The 22,311-nt window shown below is 54.9% G+C and carries 18 protein-coding genes; all 18 read right to left on the minus strand.

The window, feature by feature from the left end:
• Nucleotides 1-7 precede the first annotated feature (7 nt).
• The 18 genes from LCD46_12710 to LCD46_12795 all read right to left on the minus strand — a co-directional run bounded on the left by LCD46_12710 (nt 8) and on the right by LCD46_12795 (nt 22,295).
• The gene (locus LCD46_12710; GenBank protein UOY68964.1) at nt 8-4,393 is read right to left on the minus strand and encodes a DUF6531 domain-containing protein; all 4,386 of its coding nucleotides are present in this window, start codon (nt 4,391-4,393) and stop codon (nt 8-10) included.
• A gap of 3 nt (nt 4,394-4,396) precedes the next feature.
• Nucleotides 4,397-4,837: a DUF1795 domain-containing protein gene (locus LCD46_12715; GenBank protein ID UOY68965.1), complete on the minus strand. Its 441-nt coding sequence runs from the start codon at nt 4,835-4,837 to the stop codon at nt 4,397-4,399.
• A 153-nt stretch (nt 4,838-4,990) separates the two neighbouring features.
• Nucleotides 4,991-5,431, minus strand: coding sequence for a hypothetical protein (locus tag LCD46_12720; protein ID UOY68966.1), 441 nt, complete (start codon nt 5,429-5,431; stop codon nt 4,991-4,993).
• A 2-nt stretch (nt 5,432-5,433) separates the two neighbouring features.
• Nucleotides 5,434-5,979: a hypothetical protein gene (locus tag LCD46_12725; protein ID UOY68967.1), complete on the minus strand. Its 546-nt coding sequence runs from the start codon at nt 5,977-5,979 to the stop codon at nt 5,434-5,436.
• A gap of 162 nt (nt 5,980-6,141) precedes the next feature.
• Nucleotides 6,142-8,064, minus strand: coding sequence for a type VI secretion system tip protein VgrG (gene vgrG, locus LCD46_12730; protein UOY68968.1), 1,923 nt, complete (start codon nt 8,062-8,064; stop codon nt 6,142-6,144).
• Between the two features lie 98 nt (nt 8,065-8,162).
• Nucleotides 8,163-8,603 carry a hypothetical protein gene (locus LCD46_12735; protein UOY68969.1) on the minus strand — a complete coding sequence of 147 codons (441 nt, stop codon included), beginning with the start codon at nt 8,601-8,603 and terminating at the stop codon, nt 8,163-8,165.
• Nucleotides 8,600-9,367, minus strand: a complete 768-nt coding sequence (locus tag LCD46_12740; GenBank protein UOY68970.1) for an ankyrin repeat domain-containing protein — start codon at nt 9,365-9,367, stop codon at nt 8,600-8,602. The genes LCD46_12735 and LCD46_12740 overlap by 4 nt, the downstream gene beginning before the upstream one ends.
• Before the next feature lie 14 nt (nt 9,368-9,381).
• Nucleotides 9,382-10,137, minus strand: coding sequence for an ankyrin repeat domain-containing protein (locus LCD46_12745; GenBank protein UOY68971.1), 756 nt, complete (start codon nt 10,135-10,137; stop codon nt 9,382-9,384).
• Nucleotides 10,138-10,168: 31 nt separating this feature from the next.
• Entirely contained in the window at nt 10,169-10,657 is a 489-nt protein-coding gene (locus LCD46_12750; protein UOY68972.1) for a hypothetical protein, read from the minus strand.
• Nucleotides 10,633-11,367, minus strand: a complete 735-nt coding sequence (locus tag LCD46_12755) for an ankyrin repeat domain-containing protein (GenBank protein ID UOY72958.1) — start codon at nt 11,365-11,367, stop codon at nt 10,633-10,635. The genes LCD46_12750 and LCD46_12755 overlap by 25 nt, the downstream gene beginning before the upstream one ends.
• 23 nt (nt 11,368-11,390) lie before the next feature.
• Complete coding sequence (locus LCD46_12760) at nt 11,391-12,860, minus strand: phospholipase (GenBank protein UOY68973.1); 1,470 nt, start codon at nt 12,858-12,860, stop codon at nt 11,391-11,393.
• A gap of 36 nt (nt 12,861-12,896) precedes the next feature.
• Nucleotides 12,897-14,330: a protein kinase gene (locus LCD46_12765; GenBank protein UOY68974.1), complete on the minus strand. Its 1,434-nt coding sequence runs from the start codon at nt 14,328-14,330 to the stop codon at nt 12,897-12,899.
• A gap of 24 nt (nt 14,331-14,354) precedes the next feature.
• Nucleotides 14,355-16,970: a type VI secretion system ATPase TssH gene (gene tssH / locus LCD46_12770; protein UOY68975.1), complete on the minus strand. Its 2,616-nt coding sequence runs from the start codon at nt 16,968-16,970 to the stop codon at nt 14,355-14,357.
• A gap of 34 nt (nt 16,971-17,004) precedes the next feature.
• A complete protein-coding gene (tssG, locus tag LCD46_12775) occupies nt 17,005-18,048 on the minus strand; it encodes a type VI secretion system baseplate subunit TssG (GenBank protein ID UOY68976.1) in 1,044 nt (347 codons plus the stop codon).
• On the minus strand, nt 18,045-19,916 hold the full coding sequence (tssF, locus tag LCD46_12780; protein UOY68977.1) for a type VI secretion system baseplate subunit TssF: 1,872 nt from the start codon (nt 19,914-19,916) through the stop codon (nt 18,045-18,047). The genes tssG and tssF overlap by 4 nt, the downstream gene beginning before the upstream one ends.
• Before the next feature lie 2 nt (nt 19,917-19,918).
• A complete protein-coding gene (tssE, locus tag LCD46_12785; GenBank protein UOY68978.1) occupies nt 19,919-20,482 on the minus strand; it encodes a type VI secretion system baseplate subunit TssE in 564 nt (187 codons plus the stop codon).
• Entirely contained in the window at nt 20,475-21,287 is an 813-nt protein-coding gene (locus LCD46_12790) for a protein of avirulence locus ImpE (protein UOY68979.1), read from the minus strand. The genes tssE and LCD46_12790 overlap by 8 nt, the downstream gene beginning before the upstream one ends.
• 9 nt (nt 21,288-21,296) lie before the next feature.
• Nucleotides 21,297-22,295 (minus strand): hypothetical protein, encoded by a 999-nt coding sequence (locus LCD46_12795; GenBank protein UOY68980.1) that lies wholly within the window; start codon nt 22,293-22,295, stop codon nt 21,297-21,299.
• Between the last annotated feature and the right edge of the window lie 16 nt (nt 22,296-22,311).

The following is a 22,311-nucleotide window of genomic DNA, read 5'->3' on the forward strand; positions in this document are numbered from 1 at the left end:
CACCCTATTAAAAATCTAATGCTCTCAACTTCCAATACGCACTTCTGAATCTGTTGTACTGTCTATCAAGTTCAGGAGTATTTCTGAAACTACCACCGTTCTCGATTAATCCATGCAATTGCTTATGATACAGCTTATGCGTAGATGAAAGAATTTCCACCATTGGTCCAGGCTCTTGTCCAAGAACATGATGTAGATTCACTTGTTTTCCATCCGTACCAATCGGAGCATAGCCGTTTTTCATCAAATCAACATTTGTCCAACCATCCTTAACTTTCGCTTTGATTGACGGATGAACTGAAGGATGAACTGATTTAGGAACTCCAGGATGTATATCGACAGTATTTTTATAAACCGTACGTCCAAGAATTGTTCCGGGCTTATATTTACCTGAGGATGAACACCTACTCAACCCCGACGGATCCACCCACCCCAGCGCATTCGGCGCATACTGGTAAAGGTTTATCCCCCCCGCCAGCCCTATCGGGTCCTGCTGCGTAAACCTTCCGCAGTCCGGGTCGTAATACCGGAACAGATTGTAGTGCAGCCCTGTCTCACGGTCCAGGTATTGCCCCTGCATCCGCAGGTTCTGAGAATATCCTGATACCTGCGTCTTGCTTTCCCGCAGCAGCTTGCCCCAGGCGCTGTTCACGCCTTCCCAGCGCACCTGCCCCTCGATATCCGTCATCCGCTCCGGCGTACCGTTGGGCTGGCAGTGGAACCAGAAAATCTCCGGCGCATCCACGCCGTCAATACGTGCCAGCGGGTCGTAGCTGTCCTGGTCGCTGTAGACGTAGGTCAGCGGCACATCCCCGTGCACTTCCTGCAGCAGGCGGAACCCTTCCCAGACAAACCGGGTTGTGACCGGCTTGCCGGTTGGCTGACCGCCCAGCATCTGGCGTCGCGTTTTGCTGATGCGGCGTCCGAGCGGGTCGTAGCGGAAGCTCACCTGCGTCTGCGGTTTATTGCGGTCCCGCGGCTGGCTGATAACCTCCGTCAGGCGATGTTCACCGTCGTAGCGGTAGTGCCAGCGGGTCTGGCCGTTATCCTTCTCCACGGTGCGGCCGTGAATGTCATACCGCCAGCGAATGCCGTTCAGCTGCGTCAGGCGGTTGTGCGTGACCTTCTCAGCAGATCCTTCGAGCGGGTTACCGGCAGCGTCCCAGCGCCACTGCTCCTGTCCGGGCAGCGTACCGTCCTGAACGAGCAGACGTCCGGCGCTGTCGTACTGCCAGCGGTACCAGCTGAACGGGTTATCGTCCCGCTCTTCCCGCACCAGGTTATTGCGGTAGTCGTAATCCCAGCGGCGGGACCAGCGACGCGGCGAAGGGCGCTGAGCGTTGCCGGTAAAGACATCCCGGCGATGCAGTCGGCCAAGACGATCGTATTCGCTGCGGGTGGTCAGCAGCCCCTGTGTGCGGCTGGTCTCCCGGTGAAGTTCGTCGCGGGTAAAGTCGGAGACCGACAGTTTATCGAGGGCAATGCTGAGCAGATGCCCGCTGCCGTAGTAGAACTGCTTCAGCTCGCGGCCATCTGGCAGCGTGACGGACGTGCGGTTGCCCAGCGCGTCATACTCCCACGCCAGCTCGCCGTGCTCACCCGCCTCGCGCGTGACGCGACCGAGCGCGTCATACTCAAAGGCAAGCTCCTGCTCTGCCTCGGAGCTCCACGCATCCGCTGAAAGCGCAGGGTGCAGGCCAATCCGGCTTAACAGCCCGGACGGGGTGTAATGGTAGCGGGTCTGCCCTTCCGGCGTGGTGCGGGCGACCAACTGGCCGCTCGCGCTCCAGGCAAAGGCGTGAGTAATGGCTTCGGGATGACCGGCGGCAAAGGTACGCGCTATCGTGCGCCCGCAGGCGTCGTAGCGATACTGCGAGGCCACCCCATCGAGCCCCACCTCTTCCAGCAGCAGCGAGTCTGCGCCCCAGCGGAACTGATACGCTTCGCCGTTTTCGTTTTCCAGAGCAATCAGACGCCCGCGGCTGTCCCAGCGGCGGCGAACCTCTTCGCCCCGGGTATTGCGGGTGGCAGTTAAGCGCCCTGCCTCATCGTATCTGAACTCACTCTCTTTCCCGTCGGCGCCAGCATGCTTCACAGGCAGGCCACGTTCGTTCCATTTGAGCGACTCTGTCCAGCCTTCCGGGCGATCAAGCTGCACCGGACGCCCTGCCGCGTCATAGCGGTAATGGGTCTCTTCACCGTCAGCGCTTATCTCAGTCGTCAGCCAGCCCAGCGGATGATAGTGATACCGGGTCGTGCGGCCAGAGCAATCCGTCGCACGCACGACTTGTCCGGCCTCGTTGTACTCCTGGTAGCGGCTGTTCCCGGCGGCGTCCACCTCTTCAACCACCTGACCGAACTCATCCCGTCGCAGCTGCGTGGTCTGCCCCATCGGGTCCACCACGCGTTTCAGGCCGTGGTGTTCGTCGTACCAGAACCGGGTAGCGCTGCCGTCTGCTTCGATAATCGCCGCGGGAAGCGCACGGTGCTCCAGCCAGGTCGTGGTACGGGCATTGCCGTCGGCGTCGATCTCCTGCACCCGATTGCCCATGTCGTCGTAGACGAAGGTGACGACGTTCCCGAGCGGATCGATGCGTTGCGTGAGGAGCTCGTTGTCATCCCACGCGTAGCGCCAGTTCTCGCCGCGCTCGTCAACGTAGCGGACGATCAGATTTTGCGCGTTCCAGTAGTGCTGACGTTTCTGACCATCGTAGTGTTCAACACTGGTCAGCCCGGCGTCCAGATCGTAGGTGAAGCGACAGCCATCCCCTGTGCTGGTGCGGTTTTCCACCACGCGCCAGTGGTCAAATTTTTTCCAGCGGTATTCACTTTCCAGACCGCCCGGCAGGCGATGCCAGACCATCATGCCGTGGTCGTTATAGCGGTATTCACGCGTCACCACGCCGGAGGCATCCGTCGCGCTCGCCAGCTGTGCGCGCGCATCGTAGCGCCACTGCATCAGCGGCCATGTCTGGTTACCGTCAAAATGACTGGCAGCGGTAACACGCTGCGGGAAACGTTCATCTTCATAGCGCAGGGTGACGTCTATCGCCCGCAACTCATCGTGCAGACCGACCAGCCTGCCGTGCTCATCCCACTCCGTCAGCAGCGCGTTGCCGTATTCGTCGCTGAGAGAGGCCAGACGCAGGATAGATGGCTCCGCCCGGGTTGGTTTATACAGACGCCACACAGCGCCGTCATCGTCGGCAATCGCCACGTCGCCGCTCTCATTGCGGCGGATAATGATGCCTTCGCTGATGCTGTAAAACGCGTGGTCAACCGGCGGCAGCTCAAAAGTCAGCTCTCGTCCGGTTTCATCGAACCAGGTTGCGTTGTTCTCTTCCAGCGTCAGATAGCTGTCAAAGGTGGTAGCCCAGCCCAGGCCAAACAGCCCTTCGCGGGTGGTCAGGCTGTTATAGCTGCGCTGCCAGCGAAGCGGGAAACGCCCCGGCAGCGAGAAGTCGAGCTCGTCGTCGTCATTCAAGACCTTCACGCCAGTGGCGGCGTGAACCGGATGCGAGGAGCCAAACACGGCATTGACGGCCATATCGGCCAGCATCCCGCCGCCGGCTGCCGCCAGCGCACAGGGCATGTTTTTCAGGATCTTGCCCGGACGCCCGCGCAGCAAGGAGAGCGCAATCATCCCCAGCGCCAGCCCAGGCGTTTTGCCGCTTTTGATATCGCGGACCGTCAGCGTATCGCCGCCAATGATCACGTTCGGGGAGACATCGTCGGAAACGGTGCCTTCGCAGGTGGTGCGATCTTTCGCACGCACAGCGGGTTGTCCGTTGATGAAGACGCTTTTGGAGCCTTCTGCCAGATACTGCGGCCCGGAGTGTTTTTCGCACGCCACCTTGTCTTCTTCCAGCGGCGAAGTCCCCGCAGCGGCAGATGCCACACTCGGCTGCCACATTTCACTGCCGAACTGTCCGGCAGCGGAAAGCAGCATACCCGCGTAATCGGCAAAGCTACCCGGGGACTGCGGTTCGGGTGAAGGGGTATCCGCGGGCGTCAGCGTGCCCGCCGCGCGTGCAGCAGGGATCGCATTCGTCAGAACATTATTCGAGCCGGTGGTGATTTTACCCGCAGGCGACGGCGGGAAAAGCGCATTGCCTAATCCCTCCGCAGCGTTGCTGATATCGTCGGTGATGCCCGCCACGTTTGCCAGCACACCGCCAATGATGCCGCTCAGCAAGCAGCTGGAACCAATCGCCGCCACGCCTGCGGCAGCAGCCCCCGCCCCCAGCAATGGTGCAGCCACGGTGGCTGCCGCGCCCACCGCCGCACCGATCACCGCATAGGCGGCACCTTCCGCCACAATGCTGGTGATGTCAGCAAAAATGCTGGAGTGAATAATCTCGTCGCCCTTACGGGCCGCGTTGTTATCGCTCATGCCTTACACATTCCGGTTGTCGTTTAGCGTCAGACTCTGCTTAAGCGCGCTCCAGCGCACCTCGTCCTCTTCGGTGAAGGCTCTGAGTGCCGAGAGGGTAAAAATCATCAATACCGGTTTGCCCGGTGTCTGAACGGCCAGCTGTTTTTGCCACAGGCGCTGGCCATTACGGTCAAAGGTGGTCTCGACTTCCAGCCCGTTAATTTTTCCGTCAGGACCCGCTTTTACGTTGCGGAATTCGCTCTGGGCAATCTCACCCATCTGAGGACGCAGCGCATCCCACTGGCGGTGGAACTCTTGTTCGTAGTCGCTGCCATCCGGGATAACGCCGCGGCTGACCACCACGGACAACCCACTTTCGTCATCACGAATAATGTTCATGCTGTTATCCTGCCAGGCAGCAGGGAATAGGGAAAATGAGCCTTCCTGAAGGATGTATTTCATAAGTGAACTCGGGATGATGACTATTGAGAGAGGAATGGCCAATCCACGCTGGCCTGTTGGCTGGCTATTTTATTTTGTAAGCCAATGACCTGACTGGTCGACTAAAATATGGCTGCCTTTGCTGACAATAAATTTTACGGTGCATAATCTTGATTAGTTCATCATTGCGAAATGCATCGTATTAAATCTGGCGGCCCATTGCTGAATATCGGCATGAATATCCGGACTATTATCAGATGACCGATATTGTATAACGTCCGACTCCGGAACCACCCAGGCCGCAAAGATTTTGCCGTCAGGATTGATGACCAGAGCTGATGCGTTCTCCTGATAAAGATCTTTTAGCCAGCCTTCAACAAACAATCCGCCACCTGGGGTGGTATGCGGTTCACCAAAGACATCAAAGTTATCAATAAACGTCTCATAATCTCGGCCCAGCGCCTTCCTGAGATTGTCTGTCACTGCACTGTCGTCAACGATGCGACTTACCGTATCGAGGTTATTGTACTGTGATAATTCAAGTGCAAATGACGGTTCAACAGTGCCAGTCAATAAAGCTGCGAGCAAGGCAGCTGCCAAATATTTTCTGGTCATAATCACTCTGAAGTACCATTATCGTAATTCATTGTTATTTTTGCGATCTTGCTGTCTTTAATCTCAAAAGAGAGCAATTTCTTACCCAATTCATAGGAAACCCACCGTTCCCCGGAATCATTTTCGACCAGACCCTCACCGTATGCTTTATTCAGTTCCGTCGTCGTTGAACCCACATGGATACCACGCGGCGTTTTGATATCCGCTACCGTCAGCGTAATCTGCGACACGATATAATCATCAACGCGTCTTTCCGCTTTATCCCACCAGAGATTGGAACTGAATATTTCTAACCCAGCCCTTTGATGCTGGTAGAATTTATAATTGGTTCCGTCAAAAGGAACCTCACCAACAAAATTCCCTTCAACCGGCACCTCGATTTTACACGCAACGTCATGAGTCCACCTGTCGCCCAATGCGACAGTATGGTCTTTTACCTGCACAGAAAAATCCTGTTTTACTAAAACTTGTTGAGCCAATACCTCATAGCTGCTCAGACAGGTCAACATCAGGGCACAGCAGAGATATGTCGGGATGCACTTTTTCACGTTATTTGTCATTTAAGGAATGTGTATTGCGTTTCTCACCACTGGTGAAAAATGAAGACTAAAGCAAGAGAGTCAGGTTTTTTCATGGTGAAACCGAAGCGGTGCAGCACTCAGATTCATAACGGATAACGTTTTAAGTGAGCGGCAAGCACCGCTCCTGCCTTACTCACCTTTGGTCGTAAATTTCTCCTGCACCGCCGCATCAATATCCCCTTTATGTCCCGCTCCCGGTGCCGTGGTACCTGGATTTGTACCGGAGGTATTCAGATGCAGCTTACCGCCTGTGGTGATATAACCATCGCCCTCAACAAAGAAGTTAAACTCTTTGCCGATCAGGTTAATCTTGCCGTTAGCATTCAGCTCAATAGCGCTTTCACCTGAGACCAGCCGCAGCTTCGTCCCGGAAGCAATGACATACTGCTCTACCGCCGCATCCAGCTTGCCTTTACCCGTCAGGATTTCGGTTCCGCCTTTTACGGCCTGGATTTGGTTTGCTTCCACCCGATGCAATTCATTTTTCTTAACATAATGGCTGCGCTCCCCGCCGACGCTGTGCGTTTCATCGTTTTTAACGCTGGTATCCATATTGCGCTCGGCCTGGATCCACACCTGCTCTGCACCTGCTTTGTCCTCAAAGCGCAGAGCGTTTGCGTTGTCGACGGAACCGTCTTTCGTGCGGCTCATAAAGCCCATCTGCGTAGCCGCAGCCGGTAGCGCCCACGGCGGCATGCTCGCGTCGTTATACACGCGGCCGGTAATAATCGGACGGTCCGGGTCGCCGTTGATAAAGTCCACCACCACCTCATCGCCGACGCGCGGGATTTGTACCCCGCCGTAGCCCTGGCCCGCCCACGCGCTCGACACGCGTACCCAGCAGGAGCTGGTGTCATCGCCCTTCGCCAGACGGTCCCAGTGGAATTTCACCTTCACGCGGCCATATTTATCCGTCCAGATACTTTCCCCCTGCGGTCCCACCACTTTCGCGGTCTGCGGCCCGTAGGTGCGTGGCCATGCCGTGGACTGCAATGGACGGTAGACCACCGCCGACGGGATGACCGTGAAATCGGTACGGTGAATGGTTTCCCCCTCGCCGCTGGCATAGCGGTTCTCTTCGAGGTGGTAACCGGCGGCCGTCACCAGATACTCACCGTTATCGCTGAAGAACGGCGCGTTGGTTAACGTGAAGGTGTGGCCTGGCGCAATTCCTGCCGCCGTCGCGGTGGCCTGAATCTGCTGATGCTCCACCTGCCAGCGCTCCTGGCGTATACGGGCATAGAACTCCGCATGCCCTGTCTCTACAAAGCGACCCGGCCAGTCGTAAACGTCGATGCTGCCCGGTTTCGGTGACGCGGGGTTCTGCTGAGCCTGGAACAACCACGCATTCGGCTTGCGGAAGTCATAATCGTCGAGGCTGTAAATCCCCGGCGTGACGCTGTCTTCCAGCGCCCACTGGCTGATTCCCTCTTCGTCCGTACTGCCGCCGGACGGAGTCTGGTGGTAAGGAATGACCTCATAGCCACTGAACGGCTGATGCTGCGTCGCGGCGTCGGTAAGCACCAGCGTATGTTTGTCCGCTTCGTGATTAAAGTGATACGCAATCCCTTCCAGCTCCATCAGACGGCTGATGAAGTCCAGACTGGACTCCTGATACTGCACGCAGTAATCCCACACCCGGTAGCTGCCGGTGAGTTTATCCTCAACGTTGACCTGATGCTCACCCAGCAGGGTTTTCACAATCTGTGGCACCGTCTGGCCCTGGAAGATTCGCAGGTTGCGGTCACGTTTCATCGGCCACAAATCTGGCTCTACCGTTAACTGATAGACCGCATAGCGGGTGCCCGTCAGTTCCACGGCGCTGACCCCCACCCGTGTGACTTTGCCGTTGATGTAGCGGGAAGTGAGCAGATTCTGCGTCGGAATGGTGACCGTGACCGGCTGCCCCAGCAGTTTACTGCGGTCAATGCGCGCATCCGTGCCGAGCAGCGTCAGCGTCAGGGCGAACGATTCGGACATCGCCTCGCGGCCAGAAAGTTTCCAGAAAAGAAGCCCCTCGACCGGGAGCTGAACGGTAATTCGGTTGAGCATAATCGTTAATCCATATGGCTTATGCGATGTAGATAATTACGGCAATAAACGTACGATGATAATGACTATTCTGAATCAGACTTGATATTCACAGAACACTATTTTTTCATTACAAATATGAGCGAACCAATTTTCACTATTTCAGAAAAAACAAACAGCGTGATATTGAGAGGGATAACACTCTTTCCCAGACCGACTATAATCATTGGGAACAAGGTCACCGAACAACTCATGGTGAGCAGGCGTAGTACTTCCTGCGCCAGAGCAAACCGGACGGCATATCGGTGCGTTGTGAAAAAAAACCAGGCAGAGAAGCATAATGAAACCGGCCACAGAAGGTAAACGAGGTAAAAAAGCCCCGCCAATAAACCGTTTACCCCTCCTGCTATCAGCATAAAGATAATGACACCAAAGTTTCCGCCTGTAGAATCCCACCATGACTGAAGCAAGTGGTATGGGCCAATTGAATAAAACACAATACCAATGACATCCATAATGCCCCAGAAATAGAATATTTTATTTTTCGCGGTTATATTCACTCAAACCCTCTTTTGACCGGATCTGGTGGCCACTTACCACCATGTCGAATAAGTGATTCTTTAATAGCAATAAGGTCTTTATACTCGTCGCTGTCTTTTTTAGCCCTATCCAGATAACGTTGAAGTTGATTACTCACCGTCCAGCCATTCTTGGCTTTGATTTCAGTATCAGCACCACGATTCAATAGTAGCATGACGTGCTCATAAGCATGGTAATTTAAGGCTTCAAACAATAATGAGCTATTAAGTGAGTCGGTGACGTTAATGTCAGCCCCCCGATCTAACATAACAACGAGAGTGTCAGTAGTTTGAGCTTTGATGGTTTCAAATATTATGGGTTCATGAAATGTCTTGTCTTCAGCAACGGGTGATAATCCACCATCCAGCATCGCCTTTATCCAGTCACCACTGTCCGCCATAAGAACAAATTCTGCCGGGCTACTTTTTCCATTAGGCCTTGGTTGAAGCGGGTCGGCCCCAGCCCTTATCAGTTCCGTAACAATCTGTAGGCGCGGTTGCGTTTTCTTATCATAGAGCGTATTCATCAGCGCCCAAAAGAGCAACGTCATATCACGCTGACCAGGCTTGTTGAGATCGGTTCCCGTTAGGTGTTTTTTAACTTCATCTATCTTGCCGCTCTCAATAGCCTGAGCCAGAACAAGTTGCTGACCGCTGAAGTAGTCTTGTGGATTTTGATCTGTATTCTGTCTACATCCCTGTAACAGAAGGATGAAAATCAGTATTAGACGAGCGGTGAGATTCATGTTCTTTATGTTGCCTATTTAACCGGTGCAGGCGGCCACTTCCCGCCATGCGCAACGACAGCATCTTTTATTTTTATTAACATCTTATATTCATCACTATCTTTTTCTTCCACATTAAGCAGTCTCTGCAATTGATTTACCATCGTCCATCCATTATCGGCCCTAATCTCAGGGTCAGCGCCACGCTCTAATAAAAGGAAAACGTGATCATACGCATGATAATTCAAGACTTCAAATAGCAGCGTACTGCCTAACGAGTTAACTGTGTTTATATCTGCACCATAATCCAACATTACTTTTAACGTTTCAGTATTTTTAGCCTTTATTGACTGGAAAACAATTGGCTTATCAAATGTTTTATCCTTTGCATTAGGCGACAATCCACCATCAAGCAGCGCTTCAATCCATACACCGCTATCGGCCATGAGGACAAACTCTGCAGGACTACTTTTACCTTTAGAACGTGGCTGGAGTGGATCCGCCCCCGCCTTGACTAAAAGGGTTACAATCTTTAGTCGATTAGCAGTCTTCTTTTCATACATTGTATTGCCTAATGCCCAAAAGAGCAGCGTCATGTCCTCTTTACCAGGTTTGTTGAGTTCAGTTGTTGCCACAAGTTTTTTTACATGACTCGTATCGCCACGCTCAATTGCCTCAGCCAGAATAAGTTGTGAACCACTGAAATAATCCCGGGGGCCCATCTCTACATCCCAATTGCACCCTGGTAAAAGGATTACTATTACTAACACGAAAAAATTTCGAAGAATCATTCGCCCCTCAATGCTTGATAAAAGCACTATTTTACGCAGAAACTCCCTTCTGCACATATTTATAATATTTTAGGGAGTACAATTTTAGCGTTTCGGAGATTATGAATAAAATAAGGTTAACCCAAACATTCGAGATACCAGTAACGCCCACCAGCAACGGGAATAATGAAAGGGAACAACGGAATGATATCAATCGAAAAACTTCTTGAAACAGAGCCAACTTAACTGCCCAGTGCTTCCGTTTAAAGAAAAGAATTGCTGAGACAACAAAAGAAAGCAGAAGTCCCAGATCCAGTATAAAAAGGATCATTACGAATATGCCTGGTACTACAGCGTTGTGTGCATACCATAGATCAATAAATGATTGGGCATCCGAAATGACAGGTATTCTTCCCATTCGTACTGAGTTAACACAATAGAGTATGATGGCAAGAATATCCATACCCCCCCAGAAAAAGAACACCTTATCTTTTCCAGTCATATCCTGCTCATCTCTTATTTTACTGGCGCAGGTGGCCATTTACCGCCGTGCTTAATTAATTCTTCTTTTATCTTATTTAGGATTTGATAGTGCTCGTCATCTTCTTTTGTATCAGTTAAAAGACGCTCAAGTTGATTACCTAAAGTCCAGCCACCTTTGCCAGGAATTGTAGGATCTGCACCACTATCCAGTAATAACAGTACATGCTCGTATTTACCGTAATCCATTGCATACATTAGTAAAGTATCTCCGAGCGAGTCGGTGACGTTGATATTTGCTCCTCTGTCAATCATGACCTTTAGTGTCCTGGTATTTTTTGCTTCAAGCGTGTTGAATATTATTGGCTTATTGAAAGTCTTATCTTTAGCATCTGTCGATAAGCCACCATCTAACATTGCTTTTATCCATTCACCATTATCACTTTTCAGAACAAATTCAGCCGGGCTGCTATCACCTTTCTGAGTTTGCTGGAGTGGATCCGCTCCACTCTTTACCAGATCAGTTATTATTTTTAATTTCGAGACAGAATTTCGATCGTTTATTGAGCATCCAACAGCCCAGAACAGCAGAGTCATATCATGTTGCCCTGGTTTGTTGAGCTCGGTTTTTGGGGCAAGTTTGTTAACTTCTTCGAACTTGCCACTTTCAATAGCCTTCGCCAAAGTAAGCTGATCTCCGTTGAAGTAATCCTGTGGTTTTAAATCCATATTTGGCTTACACCCCTGAACCGTGAAAATAAAAATAAACATCAGGCTTGTTAAAACATACGTCTTCACAAACGACTCCTGATAATCGAAATGTCTTCGTCTTTTTGTTGTTCTATACAATCAATAGCTTGATTGATCCCATGCTTGTCAAATGCTCCACCCACACCACCGGGTAAATCGTGAGGTATTCCAGCAGCGTTTGGAAGCATCGCAGAAAGTTCTTCCTTAAGCAGGAAACTTCCAGGTCCATATTCTTTCATTATCTGAATATCCTCTAATGGATTAACCTCCTGAAGCTTCGTCAAGAGTTCTCCTTTAACCCGATAGGCCTGAATGTTATCCGGACTTCCAACAATCTTGCCGCCATATTTTTTTACGGTACTACTATTTAGCCCGGCAGCATTAAAAGTCCATCCAGCTTTACCACCAGCAATTGAAGTTGCGGAAGCCATTCCACCACCTAATGAGTGCCCAGCAATATCAATATTCTGACCAGACCTTGCCAGTCTATTACCAATCAATACTGCCTTCCTATAATATTCCGCACTCATTCCAGCACCCTGCGAAAAATTATTTTTCCAGTCTTCCCCATTTTTAATTAATTGTGCACCTTCATCCCCCTTCATCCAAGAAATTATCTCTTCCTTGGATGTAATTTCCGGCGCCCGGGACCCCCTAAATACCAAGGTAGGGTTCATATCATTACCAAAAATATCAGGGTCAGGTTGATAGACGCGCGCCAGAAAGTCGGGACCGACTTTTTTGTCGTAAAGCATATCGTTCGAGAGATAAAATTTATTCAACATCGCATTATCATTACTAATATCCTTCCACCCCTCCGGCACGCCCGGCGTTGATTCCAGCGGGTTTACGGTCTTATAAACATTTTCCGCAAGCTTCGCTTTCTCCACGGCAATATTATTCGCCGCTAACCGTTTAGCCGCGATCTGCGCATCCGGGTAGAGACTGTTGCTTCCCTTCGCAATCAGATCCTTACGTGCCTGCCAACGCTCTGCCTTGGTCATCTCCTGCAGTTGCGCCGCGTAGGTTTTACCGTCTTTGCCCGGTGTCGGCTTATCCGGCATCTGTGCCGTTTTGGATTTCACAACCTGCTTCGGCAGCACTGTTGGCGCAGGGCGAGAACCATAGGTTCGCACCATCGTTTCGTAACGATCGACAATGGTACTTACCGGGTACCAGCCCAGACCGTTCAACGAGGCGGCCTGCAGACGGCCATCGGCATTGATATAAAACATCTCCGTCACCGACGACCAGTTGCGATAGCTCTCGTCGATAGCAACGACCCTGCCCATATCAAGATCCTGCACAATCAGCTTACGGGTATCACGCCCTGACTGATAAGGATTCGCGCCAGTGATGGCGTGCAGCAAATCGTAGCGTGTGAACAGGGAGCGCAGCGAATTGTCAGGAACCGACATAATCCACTGCCCGGCAACGGACGGGCGGGTAATTTTCGCAAAAAGCGCTGGCGAGACATTCTCGTTGAAAAGATAGACAAACTTAATGTTATACATTCGCTCCGTCCTGTTACCTGCCCCTGTCTACCTTACTTATGGATTCACCAGCCAGGTGCCAGGCTTCGCAATATCCAGCGTCTGGGTACGGGTTCTTCCATTCCCTTCCAGTTCAATTCTGATCTCACCCGCCGGCAATTTCAGCGATGCATAACCGTTGGTCGCCGGACGCAGCGCTTTTGTCTCGCCGTTCACTTTCAACGTCTCGCCATCAAGAATGCGAATGTAAACCAGGGCAATCGGGCTGGCTTCAACCGGTGGCGGGCTCGGTTGCGCGGTCTCAGGCGTTGCCGCTGGCTCGCTCACCTTCTCGGTTTCAGGTTTTACTTCTGGCGCGTTAGATGCGGTTTCCGTCGGGCGAGACGCTTCCGGCGCTTGTGCGGCCTGCTCCGGCGCATCATGGCCGCCGCTAAACAGCATCGCTCCGGCGACAACACCTACCAGCACACCTGCGGCAACCATCCCAGGGATCTTGTAGCGACGCCAGTCGAGTACAGAAGCCGGTTTTTCCTCTTCCACCGGAACCAGCATCGTGCCAGGTTTTTTCGCCGTCAGCACGTCGTTGATACCGGCGACCGGCATCTCAATCAGCGCGGCAAACTCGTCGATGGACTGCGGACGGTCTTCCATGTGCAGCGACAGCGCGCGGTCAATGGCCTGCAGCAGTGGAATGGAATAGCCCAGCGGCATCAACTCGACCAGCGGTTTGCAGGTGTCCTGGATCGAACGCACCACGCTGACTGGCGGCGGTGAACCCACGATTAGCGTACGCAACACCGCACCGAGGGCATAAATATCTGTCCACGGGCCCTGCTCGCTTTCGTTGTCGTCGGTGTACTGCTCAATGGGCGCAAAACCCGGGCGCAACATGGTTTCCGTTTCGTCAGAAAGGTTACCAATGGTGCGACGTGCGGAGCCGAAATCGAGCAGTACCGGCAGACCGTTCTCCTGAATTTGAATGTTATCCAGGGAGATGTCGCGGTGCAGATAGCCTTCGTCATGGATGGTCTTAATCGCGCCAAACAGCATCGGCAGCGTACGACGGATCCAGGCCTCGTTAATCAGCTCCGGCTTTTCTTCACGCAGGCGAGAAAGCGTGGTACCGCTGTAAAACAGCGTCCCCATATAGGCCGTGTCGTTTTGTACCCAAAAACGCAGGACGTGCAGCAGGTTCGGGTGGTTAAAACGCGCCAGCAGACGAGCCTCCTGAATAAAGCTATTCAGGCCTGCGGAAAAGGCTTTGCCAAAGCGCTCACTGCGCAGCACGAGGGTCATGTCATCGCCACGCACGGCGAGCGAAGAAGGCATAAATTCTTTGATAGCGATAGTGCGTTCGAGCTGATGATCCCACGCGCGATAGACGATGCCGAATCCACCGCCGCCGATCACCTCTTTGATTTCAAACTCGTTGAAGCGATACCCGACCGGGAGCGCGTTTGGAACAGTCCGATTGTTATCATTATCCGTCATCTTTTACAGTTCTCTTGATGATTATTACGCGGCAAACTGACAGTGAAACTCGCCCTGCTCGCAGGTGACATGCAGACGTCGGTACTGCTCGTCGCTGCGGCTGGCGGTAAGTAAGATCTGGCTCATCTGAGGCAGCAGGGTATTGGTCAGGATAGCGTCCACCATGCGACCACCAGACTCCACCTCGGTACAGCGCTGAACAATTTGTTCCACTACGCTGTCGTCAAACTCAGAAATAATGCTGTGATTCTCTTCCAGACGACGCTGAATGCGCTTGAGCTGCAGGCGAACAATCAGCCCCAGCATCTCGTCACTGAGCGGGTAGTACGGCACCACCAGCAAGCGGCCCAGCAGCGCTGGCGGGAATACTTCCAGCAGTGGCTGGCGAAGCGCGCCGCTCAGGGCGTCTGGCTCCGGCATCAGATCCGGATCGGCACACATGGCGCTGATCAGATCGGTGCCAACGTTAGACGTCAGAATAATTATGGTGTTACGGAAATCAATGTGGCGACCCTCGCCGTCTTCCATCCAGCCTTTATCGAAGACCTGGAAGAAAATCTCGTGTACGTCCGGGTGCGCTTTTTCAATTTCATCCAGCAACACCACGCTGTACGGACGACGGCGGACCGCCTCGGTTAACACCCCGCCTTCACCATACCCTACGTACCCCGGAGGCGCACCTTTTAAGGTGGAAACGGTGTGTGCTTCCTGGAACTCACTCATGTTGATAGTGATAACGTTCTGTTCACCGCCGTACAGCGATTCGGCGAGCGCCAGTGCGGTTTCGGTTTTACCGACGCCAGACGGGCCACACAGCATAAAGACCCCGACCGGTTTGTTCGGGTCGTCGAGTTTCGCCCGTGAGGTTTTGACGCGACGGGCAATGAGCTCCAGACCGTGACGCTGGCCAATAACGCGCTGGTTGAGCGTGTCGGCGAGGTTCAGCACCGCGTCGATCTCGTTTTTCACCATCCGGCCCAGCGGGATGCCGGTCCAGTCAGAAACCACTGCAGCGACCACGTTTTCATCCACCGCCGCGAACAGCAGCGGTTCATCACCCTGCAAGGCGTTCAGCGCCTGCTGCTGTTCCGCCAGTTGGCGGCGAAGCTCAGCGTTATCGTCGTCGCCCACTGCAAACAGCGCGGCACGCAGGCGGATAATCTCCTGCACCAGGCTGCGTTCATCTTCCCAACGCTGGGCCAGGGCTTCGCGTTTTGTTTCATACGCGTCGCGATCTGCAAGTAATGCCGTCACGCGATCGACGTCACCTGCCCCCACGCGGGCTTCGCGTTCCGCTATCTCAATTTCCACGTCCAGCGCGGCAAGGTGGCGCAGGCAGTCTTCCAACTGCGCAGGTGGCGCGCTCTGGCTGACCGCGACGCGGGCACAGGCGGTATCAAGCAACGCAACAGCTTTATCCGGTAGCTGACGCGCCGGAATGTAGCGATGCGACAGCTTCACCGCCGCGCTGACCGCTTCGTCCAGCAACAGGACCTGGTGATGGGTCTCCAGCGGCGAGACGGTGCTGCGCAGCATCAGAATGGCTTTGGCTTCATCCGGCTCGTGAACCTGTACCGTCTGGAAACGACGGGTCAGCGCCGGATCTTTCTCAATGTATTTTTTGTACTCCGCCCAGGTCGTGGCCCCAATGGTACGCAGTTGCCCGCGAGCCAGGGCAGGCTTCAGCAGGTTTGCCGCATCACCGGTCCCCTGCTGGCCACCTGCGCCAATCAGAGTGTGGATCTCATCAATGAACAGAATGATCGGCGTGGCGCTGGACTGCACTTCATTGATTAATGCCTGCAGACGTGCTTCGAACTCACCTTTCATGCCTGCACCGGCCTGTAGCATGCCGATATCCAGCAGCCAGAGTTGAATATTTTGCAGCGGTTCCGGCACGTCGCCGTCGGCGATACGCAACGCCAGTCCTTCCACCACGGCCGTTTTCCCGACCCCGGCTTCTCCGGTCAGCAGCGGATTGTTCTGACGGCGGCGCATCAGAATGTCGACCATCTGGCGGATCTCTTCATCACGCCCGACCACCGGATCAATTTTCCCTTCACGGGCACGCGCAGTCAGGTCCTGACCATACTGGGCCAGCGTGCCCTGTGCAGCCGGTACTGCACCGGCTGGCACATCCGCCGCGGCAGCAGCCTGCTGCGTCTCTTTGCTGTTGGCGCAAATAGCGTCGAACTGCTCAATCAACACCTCGACATTCAGACGAGTAAACTGCGCAGAGATGCTTTTCAGCACGTTAGCCAGATTCCAGGTTTTCAGTATGCCGATCAGCAAATGCCCGCCACGAATACGGCTGACGCCAAACTTCAGCGAGCCGAACACCCAGGCGCGCTCCACAGCGCTGTCGATATGTTCGGAGAGATCGGAAACGGAGCTCGCGCCGCGCGGAAGTGCGTCCAGCGCGGCCACGATATCACGCGTCAGTTGCTGTTCGTCGAGACCAAAGTGGCGGATGACCTGCTGCAGATCGCCATCCTGCTGCTGCATCAGCTGATGCAGCCAGTGCACCAGCTCAACATAGGGGTTGCCGCGCAGCTTGCAGAACGCAGTGGCGCTTTCCAGAGAGGTAAATAACAGCGTATCCAGTTTGCCGAAAAGCACGGCACGGCTAATTTCTGACATGTTCGGTTCCGTTGATAACAATGCGTTAGAAAAATTATCGCTCTGCGCAATACACCAGGTCGCCACGCGGGACAGGCTGCGGCTGAAGTCCCAGCCAGGTGTTATAGCCTAATCGCCCGGCGCTGCCGAGCGTGGTGCCCTGCACGGCGTCTTCACGCAGGATCACCCGTGTTTCCCATTCAAACTCCACCCCAAGATACTGGCGCACCCAGTCGCGCAGCTCGGTGACCCACGCTTCGCCCGGCAGAAAACGGTTGTACTCCTCCGCGCTCAGCGGGCCAATGTCGATGCGAAACTTGTGCTGCACGTCGCGGACGGCAACGCCGAGAAACGCAGATTCGCCCAGACGAGGCAAACGACGTCCTTCGCCCAACTGCGCCTGCTCACGCGGTGAAAGCGGCATCCACTGGGGCACGTTGCTTATCAGTTTGACCGGCGCTTTAAAATAGTTGCGCAGGATCTTCTCCAGCCCCTCGGGATCGCGCCCGTGACGGGTCAGGTGCCCGGCGTGGGTAAAGCGTGCATGCGAGCTCAGGCTGCCTTTGTCCATCTGGCCCGGCTGTCCCATGCCAATCAGCGACGCCAGATACCCCTCAAAGCGCCTGTTGTCGGCGCGGTCCAGAGAGACTGCAGGCTGCGCATCCGCCCACGCGCGATAAAACAGCAACGTCAGACGATGATGGAACAGATCGGCAAACGCGCTCAGGCTGGTGTCCTGGTGATGATGAATACGCTCGCGGGCGTACTCGGTCATGTGTACCGGCAGCGGGCCGTTAGGGCCAAACAGGCCGAAGCTGAGGATAGACACCTCATGCAGCCCGCTTTCCTCCCGCAGGCCGGCCTGTGCCACCGTCGACGGCGCAAAACTCATCGACGGCTGCTGACCGATGCGTAACGGCTCAAACTTTGGCAGTGGCGCGCGTCCCAGCGGGTAGCGCTCGCCGCCCTGAGCATCAATACGCCTTAACAGCTGGAACAGATCGTAGCGCCACGGGGTCTCGCGAACGCCATGCCAGAACGTATCCGACAACGGCGTCAGGCGCTGGACGCGCAGCGGTGCGACAGCAACGTCACTCATAGCAGCGCCCTTTTACCCATCCGCGGAGCCCAGTAGCCGATCTCGCCGCGCTGCTGACTTTGCAGGGTGAACTCGGTGAAGCTGTTGATCGACACCAGCCGGGCAAACAGGCGCTCCAGCACGCTGCCAAAAAGCCAGGGGCTGGCACCGGAAAACGCCCGCTCATCCACCGTCAGGGTAATACCGATCCCACGGGCGAAAACGACCGGACCGGGTTCAGGAACACGACGGTGAACGGGTTCCAGCACGCAGTGGCGAACCCCTTCGACCTGACGCGCAACGGGCGTTTCTGCCAGGTTTGCATACAGCCCTAACAGCTGACGCAGCGCCGCCGCGCCCTCTTCATTTTCGCTGTCCATCAGGCTGAGGTAGTTCATCTGCAACTGACTGATAAGCCGCCAGGTACTGAACCCTTCGGCCAGCGCCGGACGCGGTGGCGTTGGGCCTTTACGCAAGGTAAGGGATTTCACCGGCATGGAGTCGGCCATAATGAACTGCCCGAGCTCCTGCTGCAGCATCAGCGGCAGATCGCGGCTGGTGCACAACACCTCGGCGGAGATGTAGCGCAGGTTTTCCTGCCAGGGTGCATGCTGTTCATCCACCAGCGAAACAAAGACCTCCGAACCGATATAACCGGTACGGGTGCCGTACCGCAGAGCATGTTCTGAGAGCACGCGCTGTTCCCGGCGCTGAGAAAAATAGGCACCGTAATTGCCCGCATCGCCGCTCCAGGTACTCCAGAAAGGACGAAACGTCTGGTCGTCACGCTGGCCGTCGGCGCTGCCGAAGATTTTATTCACCGCGTAAATTTCATAATCCAGCGGACGGATGTTATCCACCACCAGATGGTATTCATGCTGACCGTCGTTGAGCTTTTGTCGCGCCGCCACTTTCGGGAACAGATTGATCACCGGCGTACAGTGCAACGCCAGATGACTGGCATCAACGACGCGCTCCAGTTGCTCATCCGACTTATCCAGCAGGATGAAAATATCAAAGGCTTTTTCGTCTTCGCTGCGCTCAATAAGCCTGCTCAGACCGCTCAGGCTGATGAAGCGGAAACGTGCCGGAAAAGCAAAATACTCCTGCAACAGGCGATAACCGTCAAAGTTACGCAGATCGTCCGGGAGCAGCGCCTGATCCGGTTCAAAGCCCTCCTGACGCAAAGCGTCAGATGCCAGCAGTTGTCGCTGCGGCTGCGGGCTGACCGTCTGGCAGACGATCCCGGCGTGGTGCTCCATCACCAGCTCCAGCAGCTTCAGCGCTTCAATGTCAGGACCGCCGAGGAAAAATTCCAGACGGTCGAAATCCAGGTGACCGAGGTTTTGCGGGCCGTCGCAGGCGATGCGGATCCGTAACGCGCTGTTGATCCCCCGTTGGCTCAGGCCCAGCTGCGCCAGCGGCAGGTCAGCAGGCACCCCGCCCAGTTCGACTTTCTCGATTTTCAGCGGCAGCAGGTTGACCTCGTGCGCAGTGGTATAGCTGCAGGTCACGCCGGTTTTTTTCAGCGCCAGGCTGTCCATCATAGTGCCGCGCGGCACGATAAAACCTTTGCTCAGATCGCCCCGGCTACTGTCTGGCTGGATTTCAGCAATCGCCATTGAGGGGGTCGGGGCGAGATAGTTCGGCGCAATCATCTCCAGCAGGCGCTGAGAGAAACGCGGAAACTCCGCATCCATTTTCATCTGCACGCGGGACGTCAGGAAGGCAAAGCCCTCCATCAGACGTTCGGTATACGGATCCGCAACCTCGATGCCGCGCATGCCCAGCCGTCCGGCGACTTTAGGGTAGCGTTCTGCAAATTCGGCCCCCATTTCACGCAGGTAGGCCAGTTCACGGTTGTAGTATTCGAGCAGTTTACTTTCCATGATTACCCCGCATCTTTCAGTTCAAAATGGCCGTTTTCCAGATCGACATCAGTGCGAAAAAGAAACTCCAGCGGGTATGGCACACACCACAAACGCCCTTTGATTTCGATGGACAGCACGTTGTGCAGATCCAGCGATGAGGTATCCGATACGCAGCGAACCTGCAGCCCTTGCGGCAAAATACGTGGTTCAAAATTGATGATGGCCTCAGTGAGCTTGCGCTGAATGTCGTGCCATTCGATATCCGACATGCGCTTCCCGGCCAGCGGCGCAACACCAAAGTTGATCACCGAGCGGTTGACGTGTGGCAACGCACTCAAATCACCGGACGCATCATGGTTAATGGTGTTAAACAGCCACTGCAGATCCCGCAGGACATTGCGACGCAGCGCAGCGTGGGTGATCAGATTGCTGTTGGCCGACTCGCGTTTTTTTTCCGGGTCGTTATCGGTGAGGCGATCCAGCAGTGAGGGCTGCATTTTATCGCGCGCCCCCACCTTCTCCTGCTTGCTGCGGGCTTGCCAGCCGCTGCGCAGCAGATCGCCTTCGCCAGCGGGATTACTCATCGGCTCCATCCGTCGCAAACGTCACGAGGCTTAGCGTCAGCAGCGGGCTTTCGCTTTGTTCGCTCAGCCAGGCTTTCTGCCCCATCCCTTCGTAAAGGGTGGCGTCCTCGTCGAGCGGACGCCACTCGGTGGTGCGTCCCAGCTTGACCGCATCGGAGGCATCGGCCGCAAAAGGATAGCGCGCCGGGATCTGACACACCTGTTCCGTACCGTCGGTCAGACGTACCAGCGCATGGCGCCAGACGAGATCGGTGACGCTGGCCGGAGCCTGGAAGCGGATTTCTGCGATGGCGCTAAACGGCAGCCAGAAATAGCGACCGTTCACAATGGTTTCACACACCGGGCCGAGACGGGCATCGCCATCCATCAGCCAGTCAAACGTCTGTGTTTCCTCGTTTTCGAGGGTGAGGTGTCCCGGGTTTGCCTGCGCCTGTTCAAGGGCGTCCAGACGCAGTACCGCGGCTTGTTCGCCTTCTTCGCTCAGCGCCGCAGCAAGCGTGGTCAGCCACGGCCACTGGGTTTCAGGCATGGCCGGACGCGCTTGTCCCGCCATTACCTGCGCACGTTGCAACTCGCCCTGGATTGACTGCTCCAGCAGCGTAACCGTTGGCTTTGCCTGAGGCTTCAGCGCCAGCCAGCTTTTCAGTTGAGTCAGCGCACGCGTCCAGTTGCCGCTGAGGGTTAAAAACTGTACGAACGCGGCGCGGAGATCGGCATCTGCCGGACGGGCTTTGATTTCGGCTTCAAGACGTGCCAGCGCGTCGCTGAGCGACTCACCCGCCAGGTGTTGATAAAGCGTATTCATAGCCATTCCTTAATTCGCCGCGCGCCACGCACCGACTGCCGGGTCGCGCAGTTGAGGACGCAGGGTATCAATCAGAACGATATTCACCGGGGTACCGGGTGCAACCCAGGCGCTCCAGGTTTTTTTCACTGCCGCAATACGCGCCTGTAGTTTTGCATCGTCGCTGGCGGTTTCACGGGAAATCTCCACCGCTACGGTGCCGTTACTCTTCCAGCTATTGAGGGTGTCGTCGTAAGGCAGGATCATCCAGCTCTGGTCGCTGTTTGGGGTGCTGAATACCATGCGCTCTTTATTGACGGAGGTGATCAGCGCGTTTTCAGGGTTGGCGCTTTGATTCAGCCCCATTACCGGGAAGCCATGAATGTACGTCACTGCCATCTCTTTCTGCCCGCCGTTACGGGACTGTGAGATGACGGCGTGTCCACTCAGCCAGCTCCCGTTACCGCAGCGGGTGGTGTCAGTATCCGGAATAAACAGCGCCGGTGCTGAGGAACCCCCTTCCCAGAAGGTGCGCAGGTGGCAGCCATCCTGAAGGGTAAATTCCTGCCACGGCGTGCGGTCGGCGGCAGCAGTTTGGGCGGCGACATTCTGGTCCGGCGGCACTAACGCACCGCTGGCAGGGGTTGCGGTTACGGTCGCTGCTGGGGCGGACTGCTCCTGTTTCACCACCAGCGCCCAATCCTGTGCTTTACCTGCTGTGCCCTGTGCCAGCGTCGTGCCCGCCGGATCGTTAAGCGTCCAGTTGAGCTTATTCACTTTGCTGCACTGGTGTTCCAGCAGAGCACCAAGACGTGGCACAAAGTTCTCCAGAACGGAAACGTCTTTCTTGCCGTTCGCCACAATACGCAGGGCCACCTCTGGCTTACACCAGCTCTGCGGCGTGTTGTCTTTGATGTTGTCGATCCAGATATCCAGCTTCTGCGCAGGTGACTGCACAATGCGGAAATTCTCAGCCTGCGCGGTGGAAGCCACCGTCAGAAGTGCCAAACCCGATAGCCAAAGTTTCATATCGTTCCTTGTGTGT

Origin of the sequence: Enterobacter ludwigii, assembly GCA_023023105.1 — a bacterium.
GTDB classification, from domain to species: Bacteria; Pseudomonadota; Gammaproteobacteria; order Enterobacterales; family Enterobacteriaceae; genus Enterobacter; species Enterobacter adelaidei.